Annotated in this window: 9 protein-coding genes; 4 read left to right on the top strand and 5 right to left on the bottom strand. The window is 49.9% G+C overall.

The genetic code is table 11. The annotated features are described in order from the left end of the window. Positions 1 to 81 precede the first annotated feature (81 nt). The 4 genes from E1919_RS04380 to E1919_RS04365 all read left to right on the top strand — a co-directional run bounded on the left by E1919_RS04380 (position 82) and on the right by E1919_RS04365 (position 7,458). Entirely contained in the window at positions 82 to 876 is a 795-nt protein-coding gene (locus E1919_RS04380; protein ID WP_162052112.1) for a universal stress protein, read from the top strand. A 426-nt stretch (positions 877 to 1,302) separates the two neighbouring features. Further along, positions 1,303 to 2,661, top strand: a complete 1,359-nt coding sequence (locus E1919_RS04375; protein ID WP_162052110.1) for an alpha-L-fucosidase — start codon at positions 1,303 to 1,305, stop codon at positions 2,659 to 2,661. 45 nt (positions 2,662 to 2,706) lie between these two features. Beyond that, positions 2,707 to 3,966 (top strand): Gfo/Idh/MocA family oxidoreductase, encoded by a 1,260-nt coding sequence (locus E1919_RS04370; protein ID WP_162052108.1) that lies wholly within the window; start codon positions 2,707 to 2,709, stop codon positions 3,964 to 3,966. A 60-nt stretch (positions 3,967 to 4,026) separates the two neighbouring features. Then, positions 4,027 to 7,458 (top strand): DUF1080 domain-containing protein, encoded by a 3,432-nt coding sequence (locus E1919_RS04365; protein ID WP_162052106.1) that lies wholly within the window; start codon positions 4,027 to 4,029, stop codon positions 7,456 to 7,458. A gap of 89 nt (positions 7,459 to 7,547) precedes the next feature. Here E1919_RS04365 and fbp read toward each other — a convergent pair whose 3' ends face one another. The 5 genes from fbp to E1919_RS04340 all read right to left on the bottom strand — a co-directional run bounded on the left by fbp (position 7,548) and on the right by E1919_RS04340 (position 16,702). Further along, a complete protein-coding gene (gene fbp, locus E1919_RS04360) occupies positions 7,548 to 8,555 on the bottom strand; it encodes a class 1 fructose-bisphosphatase (protein WP_162052104.1) in 1,008 nt (335 codons plus the stop codon). Between the two features lie 197 nt (positions 8,556 to 8,752). Continuing rightward, positions 8,753 to 10,399, bottom strand: a complete 1,647-nt coding sequence (locus tag E1919_RS04355; RefSeq protein ID WP_162052103.1) for a UxaA family hydrolase — start codon at positions 10,397 to 10,399, stop codon at positions 8,753 to 8,755. 497 nt (positions 10,400 to 10,896) lie between these two features. Next, on the bottom strand, positions 10,897 to 12,243 hold the full coding sequence (locus E1919_RS04350) for a TolC family protein (protein ID WP_162052102.1): 1,347 nt from the start codon (positions 12,241 to 12,243) through the stop codon (positions 10,897 to 10,899). Positions 12,244 to 12,281: 38 nt separating this feature from the next. After that, entirely contained in the window at positions 12,282 to 15,389 is a 3,108-nt protein-coding gene (locus tag E1919_RS04345; protein ID WP_162052101.1) for an efflux RND transporter permease subunit, read from the bottom strand. 227 nt (positions 15,390 to 15,616) lie between these two features. Beyond that, on the bottom strand, positions 15,617 to 16,702 hold the full coding sequence (locus E1919_RS04340; protein WP_162052100.1) for an efflux RND transporter periplasmic adaptor subunit: 1,086 nt from the start codon (positions 16,700 to 16,702) through the stop codon (positions 15,617 to 15,619). Positions 16,703 to 16,739: the final 37 nt, after the last annotated feature.

Below are 16,739 nucleotides of genomic sequence, written 5' to 3'. Positions count from 1 at the left end.
TGAAAGCCATGTTTGGGACATGTTGGCGAAGCTTTGGCCAACGAATAAAAGGCGCTGCATCTAGTACAGTATATTTCCAAATTGCTATATTTAACTAAAAAACAGACGGAGGTTTTTAGACAAACTGACGTTATCATCAACTACAACCGTGTAGAAGGGGCTGAGCAAAGTGAGAGTTCTCCAAATCATGCCATTGCAATAGAGAAAGGACCTCATGAAAGGTATGCGAGTCATGTTACCTATGTCGCTAAAATGGGACCCGTCAATAAGCAGATCACCAAGGCGGCAGAAGCAAGCAAAGTTGACCTGATTGTAATGGGTATGCAGGGTGGAGGAGCCTTAAGTCAGGTTTTGATTGGTAGTACCACCGTTTCTGTGATGCGCAACAGCAGGATTCCTGTGCTGGGAGTGCCGCTGGGTACTAAGTTTTATGGATTTAAATCAGTAGTATTTGCGGCAGACCTGGGCAAGCAGCCTAATCAGTTTCTGCTAGCAAAGCTGCAGGAGTTTGTAAAAACATTCCGGTCTAAGCTTCAGGTGCTGCACATAGACAAACATCATAACCTGCAGCCCGATGATGAACGTTTACAGCCTGCACTGGAACAACTTGATGAGCAATTGAATGCTATAGATTTTAAGGTGATACTGCAACAGCGGGCAGATGCGGCGACAGGTATACAGGAGTATCTGCAGGAGCACAAGCCAGACTTGCTCATACTAAACCCGCAGAAGCACAATGTTCTGGAAAGACTTCTGGATAAAAGCGTTACATCTAAAATGATAGCCTATAATCATCAGCCACTGCTCTCTTTGCCTGTGTCCAACTTTACTAACCAGCGTGTAGAAGAAGAGATGAAGAATACAGGAGAGTATTGATAAAGAGTGTGCAAAGGGGCTTAGTTAATCCTCTTAAATAGCAACTTTGCACAATTTTTTATAATGCGTAAACAAATTAGAACATGAAAGCCTTGCCTTTACCGGCAGGGCTTTCATGTTGCTTCTGCAGCCTATGAGAAAAGGCGAGTAGTAAAACGAATAGGAACAGGTCTTGGTTCATATCAAAAAGGTGATGAAGAAGGTCACTATTCTTGCAAATGATTAATAAAGTGACTATTATGTTACAGCAAATCCATGGCTGCGGTGCACAATCAATAAGCTGTATTAAAGTCAGAAGGCAAGAAGCGATTGGCATCCGGAATACCTTTAGTACCCGAGCCTAAGTGCAGGCGGGGCAAAGGAACAAGATTAACTAGCACCAGACGCTACACCAGTGGCTGGTTATACTATACCTGATAAAAGCCTATGAAGAAGCATGCTTTGTTCACCCTGTTAGCTGCTGTTTTAGCCTCCACCCCCATTTTAGCACAAGAGTTGCCAAAGCCAGAACCACGCCAGTTGGAGTGGCAACAACTTGAAACCACCGCTTTCCTGCACTTCACGGTGAACACCTTTACCGGCAAGGAGTGGGGCGATGGTACAGAAAGCCCCCAGATATTTAACCCGGTAGACTTCGATGCACGCAAGATAGTCAAAACCTTAAAAGACACAGGTTTTAAAATGGCCATCATCACAGCCAAACACCACGATGGCTTCTGCCTTTGGCCTTCCGAATACACAGACCATACGGTTGCCAGCAGTCCCTGGAAAAACGGGAAAGGCGATGTGGTGAAAGAAATTGCGGATGCCTGCCGGGAGTACGGGCTAAAGTTCGGCTTTTACCTTTCCCCCTGGGACCAGCATGAGGAGCAGTACGGCACCCCATCTTATAACGCCTTCTACAAAAACCAGCTGCGCGAGCTGCTGACCAATTACGGAGAAGTATCGGAGGTGTGGTTTGACGGCGCCAAAGGGGAGAATGCCAAAAACATGGAATATGACTTTGACGGCTATTGGCAGTTAGTGCGTGAATTGCAGCCAAAAGCAGTCATGTTCTCGGATGTGGGGCCTGATGTGCGCTGGGTTGGCAATGAATCCGGTAACGCAGGTGAAACGTGCTGGTCCACGATAGATACGGTGGGAATGGCACCCGGAGTAGCCGATCCAAGATACCTGAACGTGGGCGACCCGGAGGGCAACCTATGGATTCCCGCAGAGACGGATGTGTCTATTCGGCCGGGCTGGTTCTATCATCCGGAAGAAGACAGCAAAGTAAAATCAGGAAAACAGCTGGTGGACCTGTATTATAAGTCAGTAGGCAGGAACAGTTTACTTTTGTTGAACATCCCGCCGAACCCCCAAGGCATTTTCGCAGAACAGGATGTTCGCAGCCTGCATGACTTCAGAAGTATCCTGGACGAGACTTTCCGTGGGAACCTGGCTGTAGGAAAAGTCAGGAAGCAGTTAACCGACCAGAAACTCACTACTTACATCACCCTGAAAGAAAAGCAACCGCTAGTGTGGGATTTTAAGAAGGAAATAGCCTTTGACAGAGCCATGTTTCAGGAGAATATTGCTGAGGGGCAGCGGAATGTAACGGCTTTGCTGGAATACTGGGATGGGAAGGCATGGCAGAAAGCAGATGAGTTTACCACCATCGGGTATAAAAGGCTGTTGCGGCTTCCGCTGATCAAGACCTCTAAAGTACGGGTAACTGTGCTGGAGGCAAAGCAGCCCGTGCAGTTAGCTGAAGTGGGCTTTTTTAAAGCCTCGGCAAGAGAGTAGCTTTTAGATATAAAGATATAGTCCACCCTATAAATTTTTCACCCCATGAGTTCAAGAAGAGATTTTATAAAAAAGTCGGCGGCCACCATTGCCGCTTTCACCATTGTTCCCCGCTTTGTGCTGGGGGGCAGGGGCTATGTAGCGCCCAGCGACCAATTAACCAAAGGGGTGATTGGCGTCGGTGCGATGGGGCGCAATCATTTCCCCTACGGCGACACCCGAGTGGTAGCCGTGTGTGATGTGGACCAGAACCACCTGAAGAAAGCAGTGGAAATGGTGGGCAAAGGGGTGAAGACTTTTGCGGATTACCGGGAGTTGATTCAACTCCCGGAGGTAGACATCGTGCACATCGCTACGCCGCCACACTGGCATGGCCTGATGGCAGCGGACGCGGCAAGAGCCGGCAAGGACATCTGGTGCGAGAAGCCCATGACCCGCACCATCGGAGAAGGCAAGCGCGTAGTGGAGGCGGTGCAGCAGCACGGCCGTATCTTCCGGCTGAACACATGGTTCCGATTCGAAGATATTTTCTACGGCATGGGCACAACCGTGAAACCCATCAAAAAGCTGGTGGAAAGCGGCATGCTCGGCTGGCCTCTGAAAGTGACTGTAGGCCGGGGCACGGGCTACGACTGGAAGTTCTACTGGGTAGGCCAGACCAACTTAGACCCGATGCCGGTGCCGCAGGAACTAGACTATAACATGTGGCTGGGCCCTGCGCCCTACAGGCCTTACAACCCGCACCGGGTGCACGGCACCTTCCGAGGCTACTGGGACTATGACGGCGGCGGTCTCGGCGACATGGGGCAGCACTACATGGACCCCATACAGTACTTCCTAGGGAAAGACAACACCAGCCCTGTGTCGGTGGAGATAGACGCCCCGCAGCAGCACACAGACGCAGTGGGCACATGGCGCCGGATCACTTATACCTATGAAGACGGTTGCCAGATTGTTCTTGACGGAGAGGGCAAAGAGGAGAACATCCCTTACATCGAGGGGCCGAATGGGAAGCTATACCCTGGCTTCCGTTCAGACATTCCGGACCTGCAGCGGAAACTGGCTGCCTTTCCCGATCCGGAGCCGCAAGTAACAGACTTCATAAGGGCGGTTAAAGAACGCAAGAAGTTCGCCCTTAACGAGGAAAACGGCCACCGGTCCTGCACGCTCGTCAATATGGGCCTGGCTGCCCTGCGCCTGGGGCGCTCCCTTAAGTTCGACCCGGTTAAGCAGGAGTTTATTGGGGATGAGGCTGCGAATCGTTTGGTCTACCAGCCCATGCGCTCAGACTGGACAATGGTTTAATTGGATTGAAAATCATTGCAAGCATAGTATTATAAATCAGGATTTCCTTATGTCAAATATATGAAAAAAAATATACTACTGCTCGTCGCCTTGCTTACTGTAAGTACTGCAGGCTTTGGGCAACGCAAAAATGACCAGCGTACCCTGAACACCCGCATCGCCGACCTTTTGGCCGAAGTACCCGCCCGTGACAAGGAGCAGCTGAACGCCAGTATGGGGGAGTTAGCTGCCATGGGCCGGGAAGGCATCGTGGAAATTGCCAGCATGCTCTCCGCACCCGGAAAAGGGGATAACACCAAGATAGAGTACGCCCTGGGCGGCTTCTCCTATTATGTGATGCAATCTGAAAGGGAGGACTGGAGAAAGATGAGCGTCGATGCTTATTGTGAGTCCATAGGCAAAATAGAGAATGATGAAAATAAAGCGTTCCTTATCAGGCAGCTTCAGGTAGTAGGCAAAGATGACGCCGTTGCCTGCCTGCAGCCTTACCTGGGAAATGAGCGGCTGTGTGCTCCCGCTGCAGGTGCCTTCACCAACATCAACACGCCTCAAGGCAACAGTATGCTGCTGCAGGCACTGCAAACTGCGCAGGGAGATTGCCGCCTGTCTTTGGTAGAAGCCCTTGGGAACAACCGCTCTACAGCGGCAGTGGCTGCTTTGGCTCCCTTCGTGAACAGCCAGGACGCGAAGCTCAGGAAGCTTGCTCTTTTCGCCCTTGCCAATATAGCAGACCCTACTTCAGAGGCCGTGCTGGCAAAGGCAACGGAAGAGGATCGGTTAACCTATGATAGTGACAACGCCGTTGCTGCCTATCTGCTGTACGCCAGGCGGCTGGCAGAAAGCGGACATCAGCAGCAGGCAGAAAAGATAGCGCAGGCGCTGCTACAGGGCGCTGGCCAGCAAAGGCAAACACACACCCGAACAGCGGCTTTAAAATTGCTCGCTGGTATACAGGGTGAGAAAAGCATGCCGCTGCTTGTGAGCGCGGCCGGCGACGTTGACCCCGAATACCGTGCTGCTGCGCTGCGTTTCGCTGCTCCCTATGTTACCCCCGCCACAACCGCTATGCTGGTAAAAGAGCAAAAGAGAGCGAGTGCAGCCGTGCGGGCTGACATCATCACGATGCTTGGAGACAACAGAGCAACGGCAGCTTTGCCTACAGTTAACAGAGCTCTGCGGAACAGGAATGATGAGATAAGACTAGCAGCTGTTGCAGCAGCAGGTAAAATCGGGCAGGAAGAGGCACTCCCCCAACTGCTCAGAGTCATGAGAAAAGGCAATAAGGAGGACGCCATTGCCGTAAAAAACGCTTTGCTTATTATGAAAGGCGATGGTATGACAGACAAGGTAGCTGATGCCCTGCCAAAAATGCCAGCTGTAGCCCAGGCAGAACTGCTGACGGTATTAGGTGCCCGCGCTGCGCATAACCGGATAGATGATGTGTTCTCCTATGCGGAAAATAAAAACCCGGCCGTGCGCCTGGCCGCCATGTCGGCACTTGGGCAGATGGCCCGGAAAGAAAACCTTCCCCGCTTATATACCTTGCTGAACAATACTTCCCAGCCGGAAGAGCTGAAGGCAGCGCAGCAGGCCGTTATAGCGGCCGTACGGGAGTATGAGTCGCAGCAACAGCAGGCTGAGCTGGTACTGGAGCAAATGGAGAAAGTGCCTGCTGAGAAGAAGCCTGCTTATTTTGATGTGCTGGCGGGTATCGGCGGTGAGCAGGCGCTTGGCGCAGTTGCAGAAGCCTTTCATTCCGGAGATGCAGCCACCAAACAGGCTGCCATCACGGCTTTGTCATCTTGGTCTGACGTAAGCGCGGCTAAAGAGCTGTACCGCATCAGCCAGGACCCTGCCAACGCAGCCTACCTGGATCCGGCACTCAAAGGATACATCCGCACAGTGAGTCTCTCTCAGTATCCTGCTGACCAGAAGCTGCTGCTGTTGCGCAATGGCATGGAACTCGCTAAAACCCCTGAGCAAAAGAAGCTGATACTGCAGCAGGTAGAAAGAAACAGAACCTTCCCAGCCCTGGTCTTCGCGGCGAAGTACCTGGATGACCCTGCTTTGCAGCAGGAAGCGGCTATTGCAGTAATGAATATAGGACTGTCGAACAAAGAATTCTACGGTGATGTGGTGCGGGAGCACCTGAACAAGACAGCACAGGTACTGAAAGGGCCAGACAGTGAATACCAGAAGGAGTCTATTAACAAGTTTCTGGCTGAAATGCCGGAAGGCCCGGGTATTGTGTCACTGTTCAATGGCAAGGACCTAACGGGCTGGAAAGGTCTGGTGGAAGATCCCATCAAGCGCGCGAAGATGGATGCAAAGACGCTGGCCCAGAAGCAGGCGGCGGCCGATGAGGAAATGAGAAGGGACTGGAAAGTAGAAAATGGAGAGATAGTATTTGTCGGAAAGGGCTACAACAACCTCACGACAGAGAAGAAGTACGGCGACTTTGAGATGTTCGTGGACTGGAAGATATATGATGACGGAAGCGGGGAGGGAGACGCCGGTATTTATCTGCGTGGCACCCCCCAGGTGCAGATGTGGGATACCTCCCGCGTGGATGCCGGGGCACAGGTAGGCTCAGGTGGCTTGTATAACAACAAGGTGAACCCAAGCAAGCCGCTGAAGGTAGCAGACAACCCACTGGGCGAGTGGAACAACTTCCGAATACTGATGCAGGGCGACCGCGTGACGGTGTGCTTGAACGGTGAACTGGTGACGGACAACGTGATGCTGGAGAATTACTGGGACAGAGGCATGCCTATCTTCCCTGAAGAGCAGCTGGAGTTGCAGGCACATGGTTCCCCGGTGGCTTACCGGGACCTTTACATCCGGGAGATACCACGAGAGGAACCTTTTGAACTGAGTGCCGCTGAGAAAAAAGAAGGATTCAAGGTGCTGTTTGACGGCACCAACATGCACAGCTGGCAGGGCAATACGGCAGACTACGTAATTGAGAACGGGGAATTGGTGGTGCGGGAGCCGAAGTTCGGCAGCGGGGGCAACCTCTATACCAAGGAGGAGTATGGCGACTTTGTGTTCCGATTCGAGTTCAAGCTGACGCCTGGCGCCAACAACGGGCTGGGTATCCGAACGCCGTTGGAAGGCGATGCCGCCTATGAGGGTATGGAAATTCAGATCCTGGATAACGACGCTGATATTTACAGGAACCTGAAAGAGTACCAATACCATGGCTCCGTATACGGTGTGATTCCAGCCAAACGTGGCTATCTGAAGCCGGTAGGGGAGTGGAACTATGAGGAAGTAATCGTGCAGGGAGACAAAGTAAAAGTAATTTTGAACGGAACGACTATCCTGGACGGAGACATCGCCGAGGCCAGCAAAAACGGCACATTAGATGGCGAAAATCACCCTGGCCTGAAGCGGGACAAAGGGCATATCGGCTTCCTTGGCCACGGGTCCACTGTCTGGTTCAGAAATATACGGGTAAAGGACTTGAGTAAAAAGCAAAAGAGCATCTAGGCAGCGCCAGTACTTGGTGCACCTCAAAAAGCTGAAGCCGGGGCAGTTTTACCTGCTCCGGCTTCAGTATTTAGGAAAGTCAACTTTAACTAAACAGCCACAAACTCAGCCGCCAGAAACTCTTCAACTTTATCTACCATATCAGGTGAACCAATAACTAAAGGGCAACGCTGATGCAGTTCCGTTGGAGTCTTGTCCAGGATACGCTCAGAACCATCAGTTGCCTTGCCACCCGCTTGCTCAATGATCATGGCCAGGGCATTGCACTCATACACGAGGCGCAACTTTCCATTAGGTGATTTGGCTGTTGGCGGGTAAAGGTAAACACCACCTTTCAGCAGGTTACGGTGGAAATCTGCTACTAGTGAGCCGATGTAGCGGGCAGAATAGTGCTGCTCTTTACAGTAGTTCAGGTAAGCTTTAATTCCATCTGGAAAGCTGTTTACATTACCCTCATTGCAGGAGTAAATTTTACCATCCTGTGGCGTCTTGATGTTCGGGTGAGACAGGAAGAACTCACCGAGCGACGGCTCATAAGTAAAGCCGTTTACGCCGCAGCCGGTAGTATAAACCAGCATGGTAGAGGAACCATAGATGATGTAGCCGGCTGCCACCTGCTTGGTTCCGTCCTGTAGGCAATCCTCCAGCGTGCCGTCTTCTCCGTTGTCAGAGAGCCTTCTGTAGATAGAGAAAATGGTGCCTATGGCTACATTTACGTCAATGTTAGAAGAACCATCAAGGGGATCCATGGCAACAACGTACTTGCCCTTGGTATTGCCTGTCTGGATAATACCTTCTTCCTCTTCCGATATAATGGTGCATACCTCTCCACCATTGCGCAGTGCTCTGATGAAACGGATGTTAGCAATCACATCCAGCTTTTGCTGTTCTTCTCCCTGTACGTTCTGTTGCCCAAAAGTACCCGTAACACCTAGCAAACCAGCGCGGTTTATCTCACGGTTCACGATTTTAGTTGCGAGAGCAATGTCCCGAAGTAACTGCGACAGTTCGCCGGAAGCAAACGGGAATTCCTCTTGTTTTCGCATAATAAACCTGTCGAGGGTTGTTCCTACAGGCAATGCCAGTTGATCATCCATAAGTTGTTTTTTTTGAGCTATCTACAAGTTATTAAAAAGCACAGTGCTTAAAGTATTACAGGGTTTGCTGTGTTGCCGGGTATATTGCCTTCGGCAGCAGGTATCAGGAAATTTTCAGGATAGTTACAAACTCTTGAATTAGCCATTAATGTTGATTCTATACTCTTATTATAAGAATAAAGATTCTTGAAAATTAACTAAAGAGAAATACCTCTTTTCCAGGGTATAAAATCATCCTGCCCCAACTGCACCGCTTTTGGCTGAACCTGGCCACTGGCTACTTCTATAATTAAATCCAGCATCTCAGCGCCCATTTCCGCTATGTTCTTTTCACCTGCAATCACAGGGCCTGTATCAATATCAATGATATCAGGCATACGCTGCGCCAACTTCGTATTAGACGACACTTTGATAACCGGTGTAACAGGGTTGCCCGTTGGTGTGCCTAACCCTGTGGTAAACAGAATGATGTTGGCACCGGAACCTGCCATCGCGGTAGTGCTTTCCACATCGTTTCCGGGAGTGCAGAGAAGCGTTAGCCCCGGTTTTGTGGCATATTCACCGTAATCCAGCACATCTGCCACAGGGGAAGTGCCTCCTTTCTTGGCTGCGCCAGCTGATTTAATAGCATCCGTAATTAAGCCGTCTTTGATGTTACCCGGGCTTGGGTTCATATCAAAGCCGGAGCCTACTGCCTCTGCGGCATAGGCATAAGCCCGCATCAGCTGAACAAACCGATCTGCTGTTTTTTCGTCCACACAGCGGTTTATTAGTTCCTGCTCTACGCCGCACAGTTCCGGAAACTCGGAGAGCATGGACTTGCCTCCCAAAGCCACCACCAAATCAGAGGCATGGCCCACGGCCGGGTTAGCGGATATACCAGAGAAGCCGTCGGAGCCGCCACACTCCAAACCTACCACCAGCTTACTAAGAGGAGCAGGTTGGCGCTTCTGCTTGTCTGCTTCCACAAGGGCAAGAAAAGTCTGTTTAATAGCCTTGGCCAATAGCTCATGTTCCGTCCCTTCTTTTTGCTGTTCCAGCATGATCAGGGGCTTTGTGAAATTCGGGTTGAGAGCTTTCAGTTTTTCCTCCAAAAGGCTTGCCTGCGCGTTTTGGCAACCCAGGCTCAAGACGGTGGCTCCTGCCACGTTAGGGTTGTGGATATAGCCGGCTAGCAAAGCGCAAAGTGCCTCAGAGTCTTGTCGTATACCGCCACAACCTCCTTCATGTGTCAGGAATTTGATGCCGTCGATGTTCTCGAAGATGCGTTTGTGCCCGTTGGATGCGTGGTTCTGGAGTGGCAACTGTGCGATAGCGGCTGTGTTGCCTGCTTGATACAGCTCCACCATCTGCTGCACATAGGACTTGTAAATGTCCTGGCGGCCAAAGCCCAGTTCTTCCAGAAAGGCCTGTTTTATAATATTTACATTTCTGTTTTCACAGAATACCAGTGGTATCACCAGCCAGTAGTTGGCGGTGCCTACTTGTCCGTCGGTGCGGTGGTAGCCCTGAAAGGTTTTATCTGCCCACCTCGATACATCCGGTGCCTGCCAGCCTGTGGTTTTGGTTTTTCCGGTGAAGGCAGAGGCCTGGTGCTTGACGTTTTCTGTAGATATTCTGCCTCCTGCAGGGATCGCCGTTACTGTTTTTCCTACAAGAGAACCATACATGATAATTTCCTGCTCCGGCAGCAACTCCTGCTGGGTAAACTTGTGCTTGGCAGGCACATCCTCCACAAGTGTGATAGTAAGATCCTGATAGGCTATTGTAGCGCCTGCAGGCAAATCCGTAAGTGCAACCAGCACATTATCATCGGGATGTATTTTTAGAATCTTCTGAGACATATTATATCCTTTCAATCTGCGCAATCGATTGCGCAGAAGCAATAAACAAAATTTATTTGTAAAATAAGAAAATATTCATGATTATTTACAAAGGTAAGTAAGTCCTTAGTTACAGCTTGCCATGAGAACAATATATGTTCCACCTCACGAGCAGGAGGATAGTGCTTGAGTATGGGAGGCTTCATATAAATAATGTATCTATATATAACTTTGCTATATAAAAGCCGTATAAGAACGCAATTCTTTAGTTTGTTAGGTTAGTTGAATTTGGTTTACTAAAAAGACCCTGGTAGTGAACGGCCAGGGTCTTTTGTTTATACTTACCTTTTGCTCTCTAGCATACTTCAGCATAGCGATATTGCCGGAATTTAGAGAAGCCTGGAAATATTTTGGCCATGGGATCGAAAGCAACGGGATGCAGGGTAGAAGCAATTATACAGTAAAAGGATAGCCGCGGCTATCCTTTTACTGTATAATTGCTGTTAATCTAAGGGAGGTTACGGCGTGACAGTGCCCTGCAGCAAGGTGCTGGTAATAAACTTGAGCTGCGTTTCTGCTGCTTTCGCTTCATACTGTATGTCTGTTAATCGGTTGGAGGCAACAAGCTCGTTCCGCTGTGCTTCACGCAGTTCGATGGCGGTGAGCAGGCCCAGGCGGTATCGTTCCAGCGCGATGGCTGCGTTCTCTTCTGCCAGACGTACATTCGACTCCTCAAGTTGCAGCAACTGCAGGCGGTTGCTGTATATGTTATAAGCACGCGCCACTTCCGACTGCAGCCTGTTCTGCTCCTGCTGGTAGGCAAGGTTGCTGGACTCCATCGCTATTCTGGCATTCTGTAGTTGCCGCCTTATCTCGAAGCCATTGAAGATGGGCATGATTACGCTTGCACCGTAACTAAAGCCTACAGACTCCCGTACGTTTGTTCCTATTTGCTGGGCCACAATAGCAGGGTTCTGTTCTGACTGGTTTTTGCTGTAGCTGCCGTTCAGGTTTACAAAGGGAAGGCGCAGGTTCCGAGCTGCTTTCATGTTAAGAAGAGCAATCTCTCTGTCTAACTGAAGGCGCTGCAGGTTAAGGTTGGCAGCCATTCCAGTACTTATCTGATCATACTGAATGGTAGGATCCACCACAATAGAATCAGTTGGCACAAGCAGAATATCGGGATCGCGGCCAAGCAGTTGGTTTAGAATAATTATAGCGTTTTGCAGTGCTTCCTGCTGCAGCAGAAATTCCGAACGGTCTGTATTATAGTCTACCTGGGCACGCAAAATCTCAACCTTCGCACTCACCCCCACATCATATTGTGCCTGCGTTATCTCTACCCGCTGTTCTGATATGGCGATGGCATCCTCAAGCGCCTTGATTATACGGGCCTGCCGCACTACCTCAAAATACGCATTGCTGATGTCAGCTAAAGAAGCCTCTATTGTAGCCTTTGTAAACAGTTCACCTGACGCTTCAAGTGCTTGTAGGCGGTCATATGCGATGAACATGCCAAAGCCATCAAAAATAGTCCAGTTCAGGAACACCCCCATGTTGGTTTGTTGTGTTTTGAGGTTGTTGATTTCACGAGGCTCGTTGTTACTGAACTGGTCACGGGTATCGTTCCGGTTATAGTTTCTGGTAATGCGGCCATCTACAGTAGGGTAAAAACCCGCATTGCCCAAGGTCACGTTGTTTTCAAGTATCTGCTGCTCTGTAGTTGCAACTTTAATATCAAAATTATTTTCTAAACCAATACGCAGCGCCTGCTCATAAGACAGTTGCTCCTGGCTTAATGCTTTGCCCGGTAGTAAGAGTGCTGCAAAAGAAAGAAGCAGCACTGTAGCTTTTATGGAAGACATAAAAATTTTATGTGTTTAAATGGAGGCTTATGATTTATCTACTCGCCAAGTACTGGCTCTGGCTTTCTTACACGTGGCATCATCTCTTCCTCATGGTCATCATCCTGCTTATGCGCTATATTGGCCTCTGCCGATGAGAAGTATGAATAGATGGCTGGGATGATGTACAGGGTCAGGCCGGTTGCAAAGATAAGGCCTCCTACCACAGCAATACCCATCGAAGCGCGGGTTTCGGCACCTGCTCCTAAGGCCAGGGCTATCGGCAAAGTACCTAAGATGGTAGATAAACTGGTCATCAGGATGGGGCGGAAACGAGATACCGCTGAGTCTACGGCAGCCTCCAGTTTTGTCAGGCCCTGCTCTTTGCGCTGATTGGCGAACTCCACCAGCAGGATACCGTTCTTGGTTACCAGACCTACCAACATAATCATACCGATCTGACTGAAGATGTTCATCGTTTCGTCGAAATACCAAAGGCTGAGCAGTGCACCTGCCAGGGCCAGCGGTACAGTGAACATGATAATAACGGGGTCACGGAAACTTTCGAATTGGGCAGACAGTGCCAGGTAAATAAGGCCCAGTGCCAGCAGGAACGCAAACATCAAACTACCCGAGCTTTCAGAAAAGTCTCTTGACTGGCCCGTCAGAGCCGTCTGGAACGTTTCGTCCAGTACCTGGTCTGCAATGGCATCCATCGCGTCCACACCATCGCCAACTGTCTTACCCTTCGCTAAAGAGGCGCTGAAGGTAGCGGCTGCAAAACGGTTAAAGCGGTAAACCTCCGGCGAGGCACTCTCTTCTGTCAATTCAATCAGATTATCTAACTGGATGATTTCGCCTGTGTTACTCTTCACATACAGACTGCGCAGGTCGAGTGGCTCGCTGCGGTTTTCTCGTGCCACCTGGCCTAGTATCTGGTATTGTTTTCCTCCTTTTACAAAGTAACCGAAACGCTGTCCGCTTAAGCCTAATTGAATCGTTTGTGCTATATCGCGTATATCCACACCCAACGACAAAGCTTTCTCCCGGTTGATTTCTACCCGCAGTTCTGGCTTGTTGAATTTCAGGTTTACATCCACAAAGTTGAACGTGGGGTCAGCTTGTGCCGCCGCCAGAAAGGCTGGGATAACCTCCCGTAGCTTGTCCATACTCTGCGACTGCACCACGAACTGCACAGGCTGGCCGGAACCACGCCCGCCACCGAGGCCCTTGTCTCCAGATGCAAAGGCTCTCGCTCCAGGTATTCTGTTTATTAGTTCCGGTAGTTCGTCTACAATCTGCTGCTGTGATTTAGTACGTTGATCGGGATCTACTAAGCGTAGACGGACAAAGCCGGAATTCGAATTACGCGTCATAGAAGTAATGCTGTTGATGCCTTGCACGGAGTCATTTGCCAAAGCTGTCAACTCATTCATATACTCGTCCATGAACTCAAATGAGGCTCCTTCCGGGCCAGTGGCACTTATTCTAAGCCCACTTCTGTCTTCGTCCGGCGTGAGTTCCGACTGCAGTGTAGTTACCTGCCACCAGATAACTCCCGCCGAGGCAGCTACCAGTAAAAAGGCGACCCAACGCACCTGCATAAAGCTTTCGAGGCTGCTGCGGTAACCATCCGTAAGCGATGTAAAGAACGGTTCTGTCTTTCTGTAAAACCAGTTTGGCCTTTCCCTGTGCTTCAGTATGCGTGAAGACATCATAGGGGTAAGTGTTAGAGACACGAACGAAGAGATAATAACAGAACCGGCCACCACAATACCAAACTCCCGGAAAAGACGACCTGTGGTATCCTCAAGAAAGGCCACAGGCATAAATACCGCTGCCAGGGCAACGGTGGTGGATATGATGGCAAAGTAAATTTCCGCAGAGCCTTTCTTGGCCGCTTTCATTGGCTGCTCACCCCGCTCAATACGGGTATATATATTTTCAAGCATTACGATGGCATCGTCCACCACCAGACCAATGGCCAGCACGATTGCCAATAGCGTGAGCACGTTGATGGAGAAGTCCATCACATACATGATAAAGAAGGAGCCTATTAGTGATACCGGAATAGCCACCACAGGTATAAGGGTAGATCGCCAGTCGCGCAGGAACAGGAAGATGATAACGACCACGAGCCCGAAAGCTACGAAGATGGTTTCCTTCACTTCTGCAATAGAAGCTTTTACATACTGAGAGTTGTCAAAACCAATGATAAGCTCAATATCGTCCGGAACATCTTTTTTAATGCGCTCCAGGCGGCGGTAAAATTCATCTGCAATTTCTACCTGGTTAGAACCTGGTTGCGGCACAAGCACCACACCTATCATGGGTATACCGTTGTAACGTAATACCGTTTTTTCGTTTTCAGGGGAGAGCTGTGCAAAGCCAATGTCACGGAAGCGAATCAGTCGGTTTGCATCCTCCCGTACAACCATGTTGTTGAACTCTTCCACGGTGGAAATACGGCCCATTGTTCTGACAGAAAGCTCTGTGGCAGATCCCTCAATGCTGCCGGAGGGCAATTCCACGTTCTGGCGTGCCAGCGCATTCTGTACCTCCACGGGCGTAACCTGTAAGGCAGAGAGCCTGTCCGGGTCCATCCAGAGACGCATTGAATAGCGTTTGTCGCCCCATATCATCACTTCGCTGACACCTGGTATCGTTTGCAGTTGCTCTTTAAAGACGTTCAGGCCCATGTCCGATAGTTCCAGGAGTGTCCGGGTTTCGCTCTTCACACCCAACATAATTATGGGATTAGCATCGGCATCGGCTTTTGAAACAGTAGGCGGTTCCGCATCCTCTGGCAAGCGACGCTGCGCCCTTGCCACGCGGTCGCGCACATCATTGGCTGCCGTTTCCAGATCTATGTCCAGGTTGAATTCAACTGTGATATTACTGCTACCCTCGCTGCTGGTGGAGGTAAGGGTTCTGATACCGGCTATACCGTTAATGGATTCCTCCAGCGGCTCGGTAATCTCAGACTCAATTGTCTCGGCATTTGCCCCTGTATAAGAAGTTCTGACGTTGACGATAGGAGGGTCTACGCTCGGATATTCCCGCACCCCTAAATAGGTGATGCCGATAAACCCGAACACCATAATCGTGATACCCATCACGATAGCCAGCACAGGGCGCTTTATACTTATATTCGATAAGCTTGCCATATATTCTTGTAGTTTATAGAGGAGGCCTCTACCGTTTCTATATTCGTTTTGCCAGCCAGGTTACCTGCCGCATCACAGGTATTTAACATATCAACCATTTTATTGCTGCTTTGTCTTTACAATACAACCAATATTTTACAAATGGTACGGGAAGTGCTCGCACAGGGAAAGCGGCTGTTTTAAAGCCATTCATAGTGTTGCCACCCGTGCAGCATACCTGTCGCGGTTTACAAGGCTAGTTCCTCAGAAGCCCTTACGTTCCGTATGCTCAGGTCAGAGCCCGGGCGCACCTGCAGTATACCAGAGCGAATGATGGTATCGCCCGGCGCAATGCCTTCAATAATCTGGATAAGGCTTTCAGAGCGCTGCCCAATTTTTACCATCTGAGGTACAGCTTTGCCACCTTTAGCCAAAAACACTTTCTGCCCTGATGCTTCCGGTATAATGGCCTCTGTAGGAATAAGTATCGCCTGTTCCACCTCTTTAAGTGGTAGGTCAATCTTCACAAAAGCACCTGGCTTCACATCTTCATTATTATTATCGTACAGGGCACGCACCTGCATGGTGCGGGTTGCCGGGTCAATGTTTGGTTGTATGGCGTAAATTTTGGCTTTATATTGCTCTGCTACACCTTCTGAGCTAAAAATGATTTCATCACCTACCTTCACCATCTGGCTATAACGGCCTGGTACCGCGAATTCTATTTTAACCGGGTTGATATCGACTATGCGGGCGATAGGGGTGGTGGCAGAAACATAACTGCCTTCGCTTACCTGGCGTAAACCAATTACACCGTCAAACGGCGCATGCACATATGCCTTGTTAAGCGTAGCTTTCAGAGCTTGGATGTCTGCGGTGGCCGTGGCCAGTTGATTGCTTACCTGGTCGTACTCTTGTCTGCTGATGTAATCTTTCTCCAGCAGGGTACGCTGGCGCTCTTCCATGTCGCTGTAGAGCTTCTGGTTAGACTGCAGTTTCTGCAACTGGGCACGCATGTCGGCATCGTTCACTGTAAGCAGCAGCTGGCCTTTTTTTACGCGGGCACCTTCTTTAAAATTAATATTCGTTACCCGGCCGGCAATCTCGCTGCGCAGCTCCACGTCTTCGTTCGGGAGCACCGTGCCGGTAGAGGTAATTCTGTTCTGGTAGGCAGTAGGCGAAACAACAAATACGTCCACAGCTACATTTTGAGCCATCGGGCCGCCTGCCATATTATTAGGTGCTTCTTCCCCTGTAAGTGCTTTATTGACAATGAGGTAGGTGACAGCCGCCAGAGCCGCCAGAATCAGGAGGATTTTAACAGTTTTATTCATGTATGTTTAAACACGGGTTTGGAAAGAATCTGCAATA

The sequence above is a fragment of the Pontibacter pamirensis genome (genome assembly GCF_010015475.1).
Classification (GTDB): Bacteria; Bacteroidota; Bacteroidia; order Cytophagales; family Hymenobacteraceae; genus Pontibacter; species Pontibacter pamirensis.
The sequence above is the reverse complement of the archived record's forward strand: the minus strand, read 5'-3'. Positions and strand labels throughout refer to the sequence as shown.

Coding starts and splice junctions, on each gene's coding strand:
- E1919_RS04375 (WP_162052110.1), top strand. CDS start 1,303: ATGAAGAAGCATGCTTTGTTCACCCTGTTAGCTGCTGTTTTAGCCTCC.
- E1919_RS04370 (WP_162052108.1), top strand. CDS start 2,707: ATGAGTTCAAGAAGAGATTTTATAAAAAAGTCGGCGGCCACCATTGCC.
- E1919_RS04365 (WP_162052106.1), top strand. CDS start 4,027: ATGAAAAAAAATATACTACTGCTCGTCGCCTTGCTTACTGTAAGTACT.
- fbp (WP_162052104.1), bottom strand. CDS start 8,555: ATGGATGATCAACTGGCATTGCCTGTAGGAACAACCCTCGACAGGTTT.
- E1919_RS04355 (WP_162052103.1), bottom strand. CDS start 10,399: ATGTCTCAGAAGATTCTAAAAATACATCCCGATGATAATGTGCTGGTT.
- E1919_RS04350 (WP_162052102.1), bottom strand. CDS start 12,243: ATGTCTTCCATAAAAGCTACAGTGCTGCTTCTTTCTTTTGCAGCACTC.
- E1919_RS04345 (WP_162052101.1), bottom strand. CDS start 15,389: ATGGCAAGCTTATCGAATATAAGTATAAAGCGCCCTGTGCTGGCTATC.
- E1919_RS04340 (WP_162052100.1), bottom strand. CDS start 16,702: ATGAATAAAACTGTTAAAATCCTCCTGATTCTGGCGGCTCTGGCGGCT.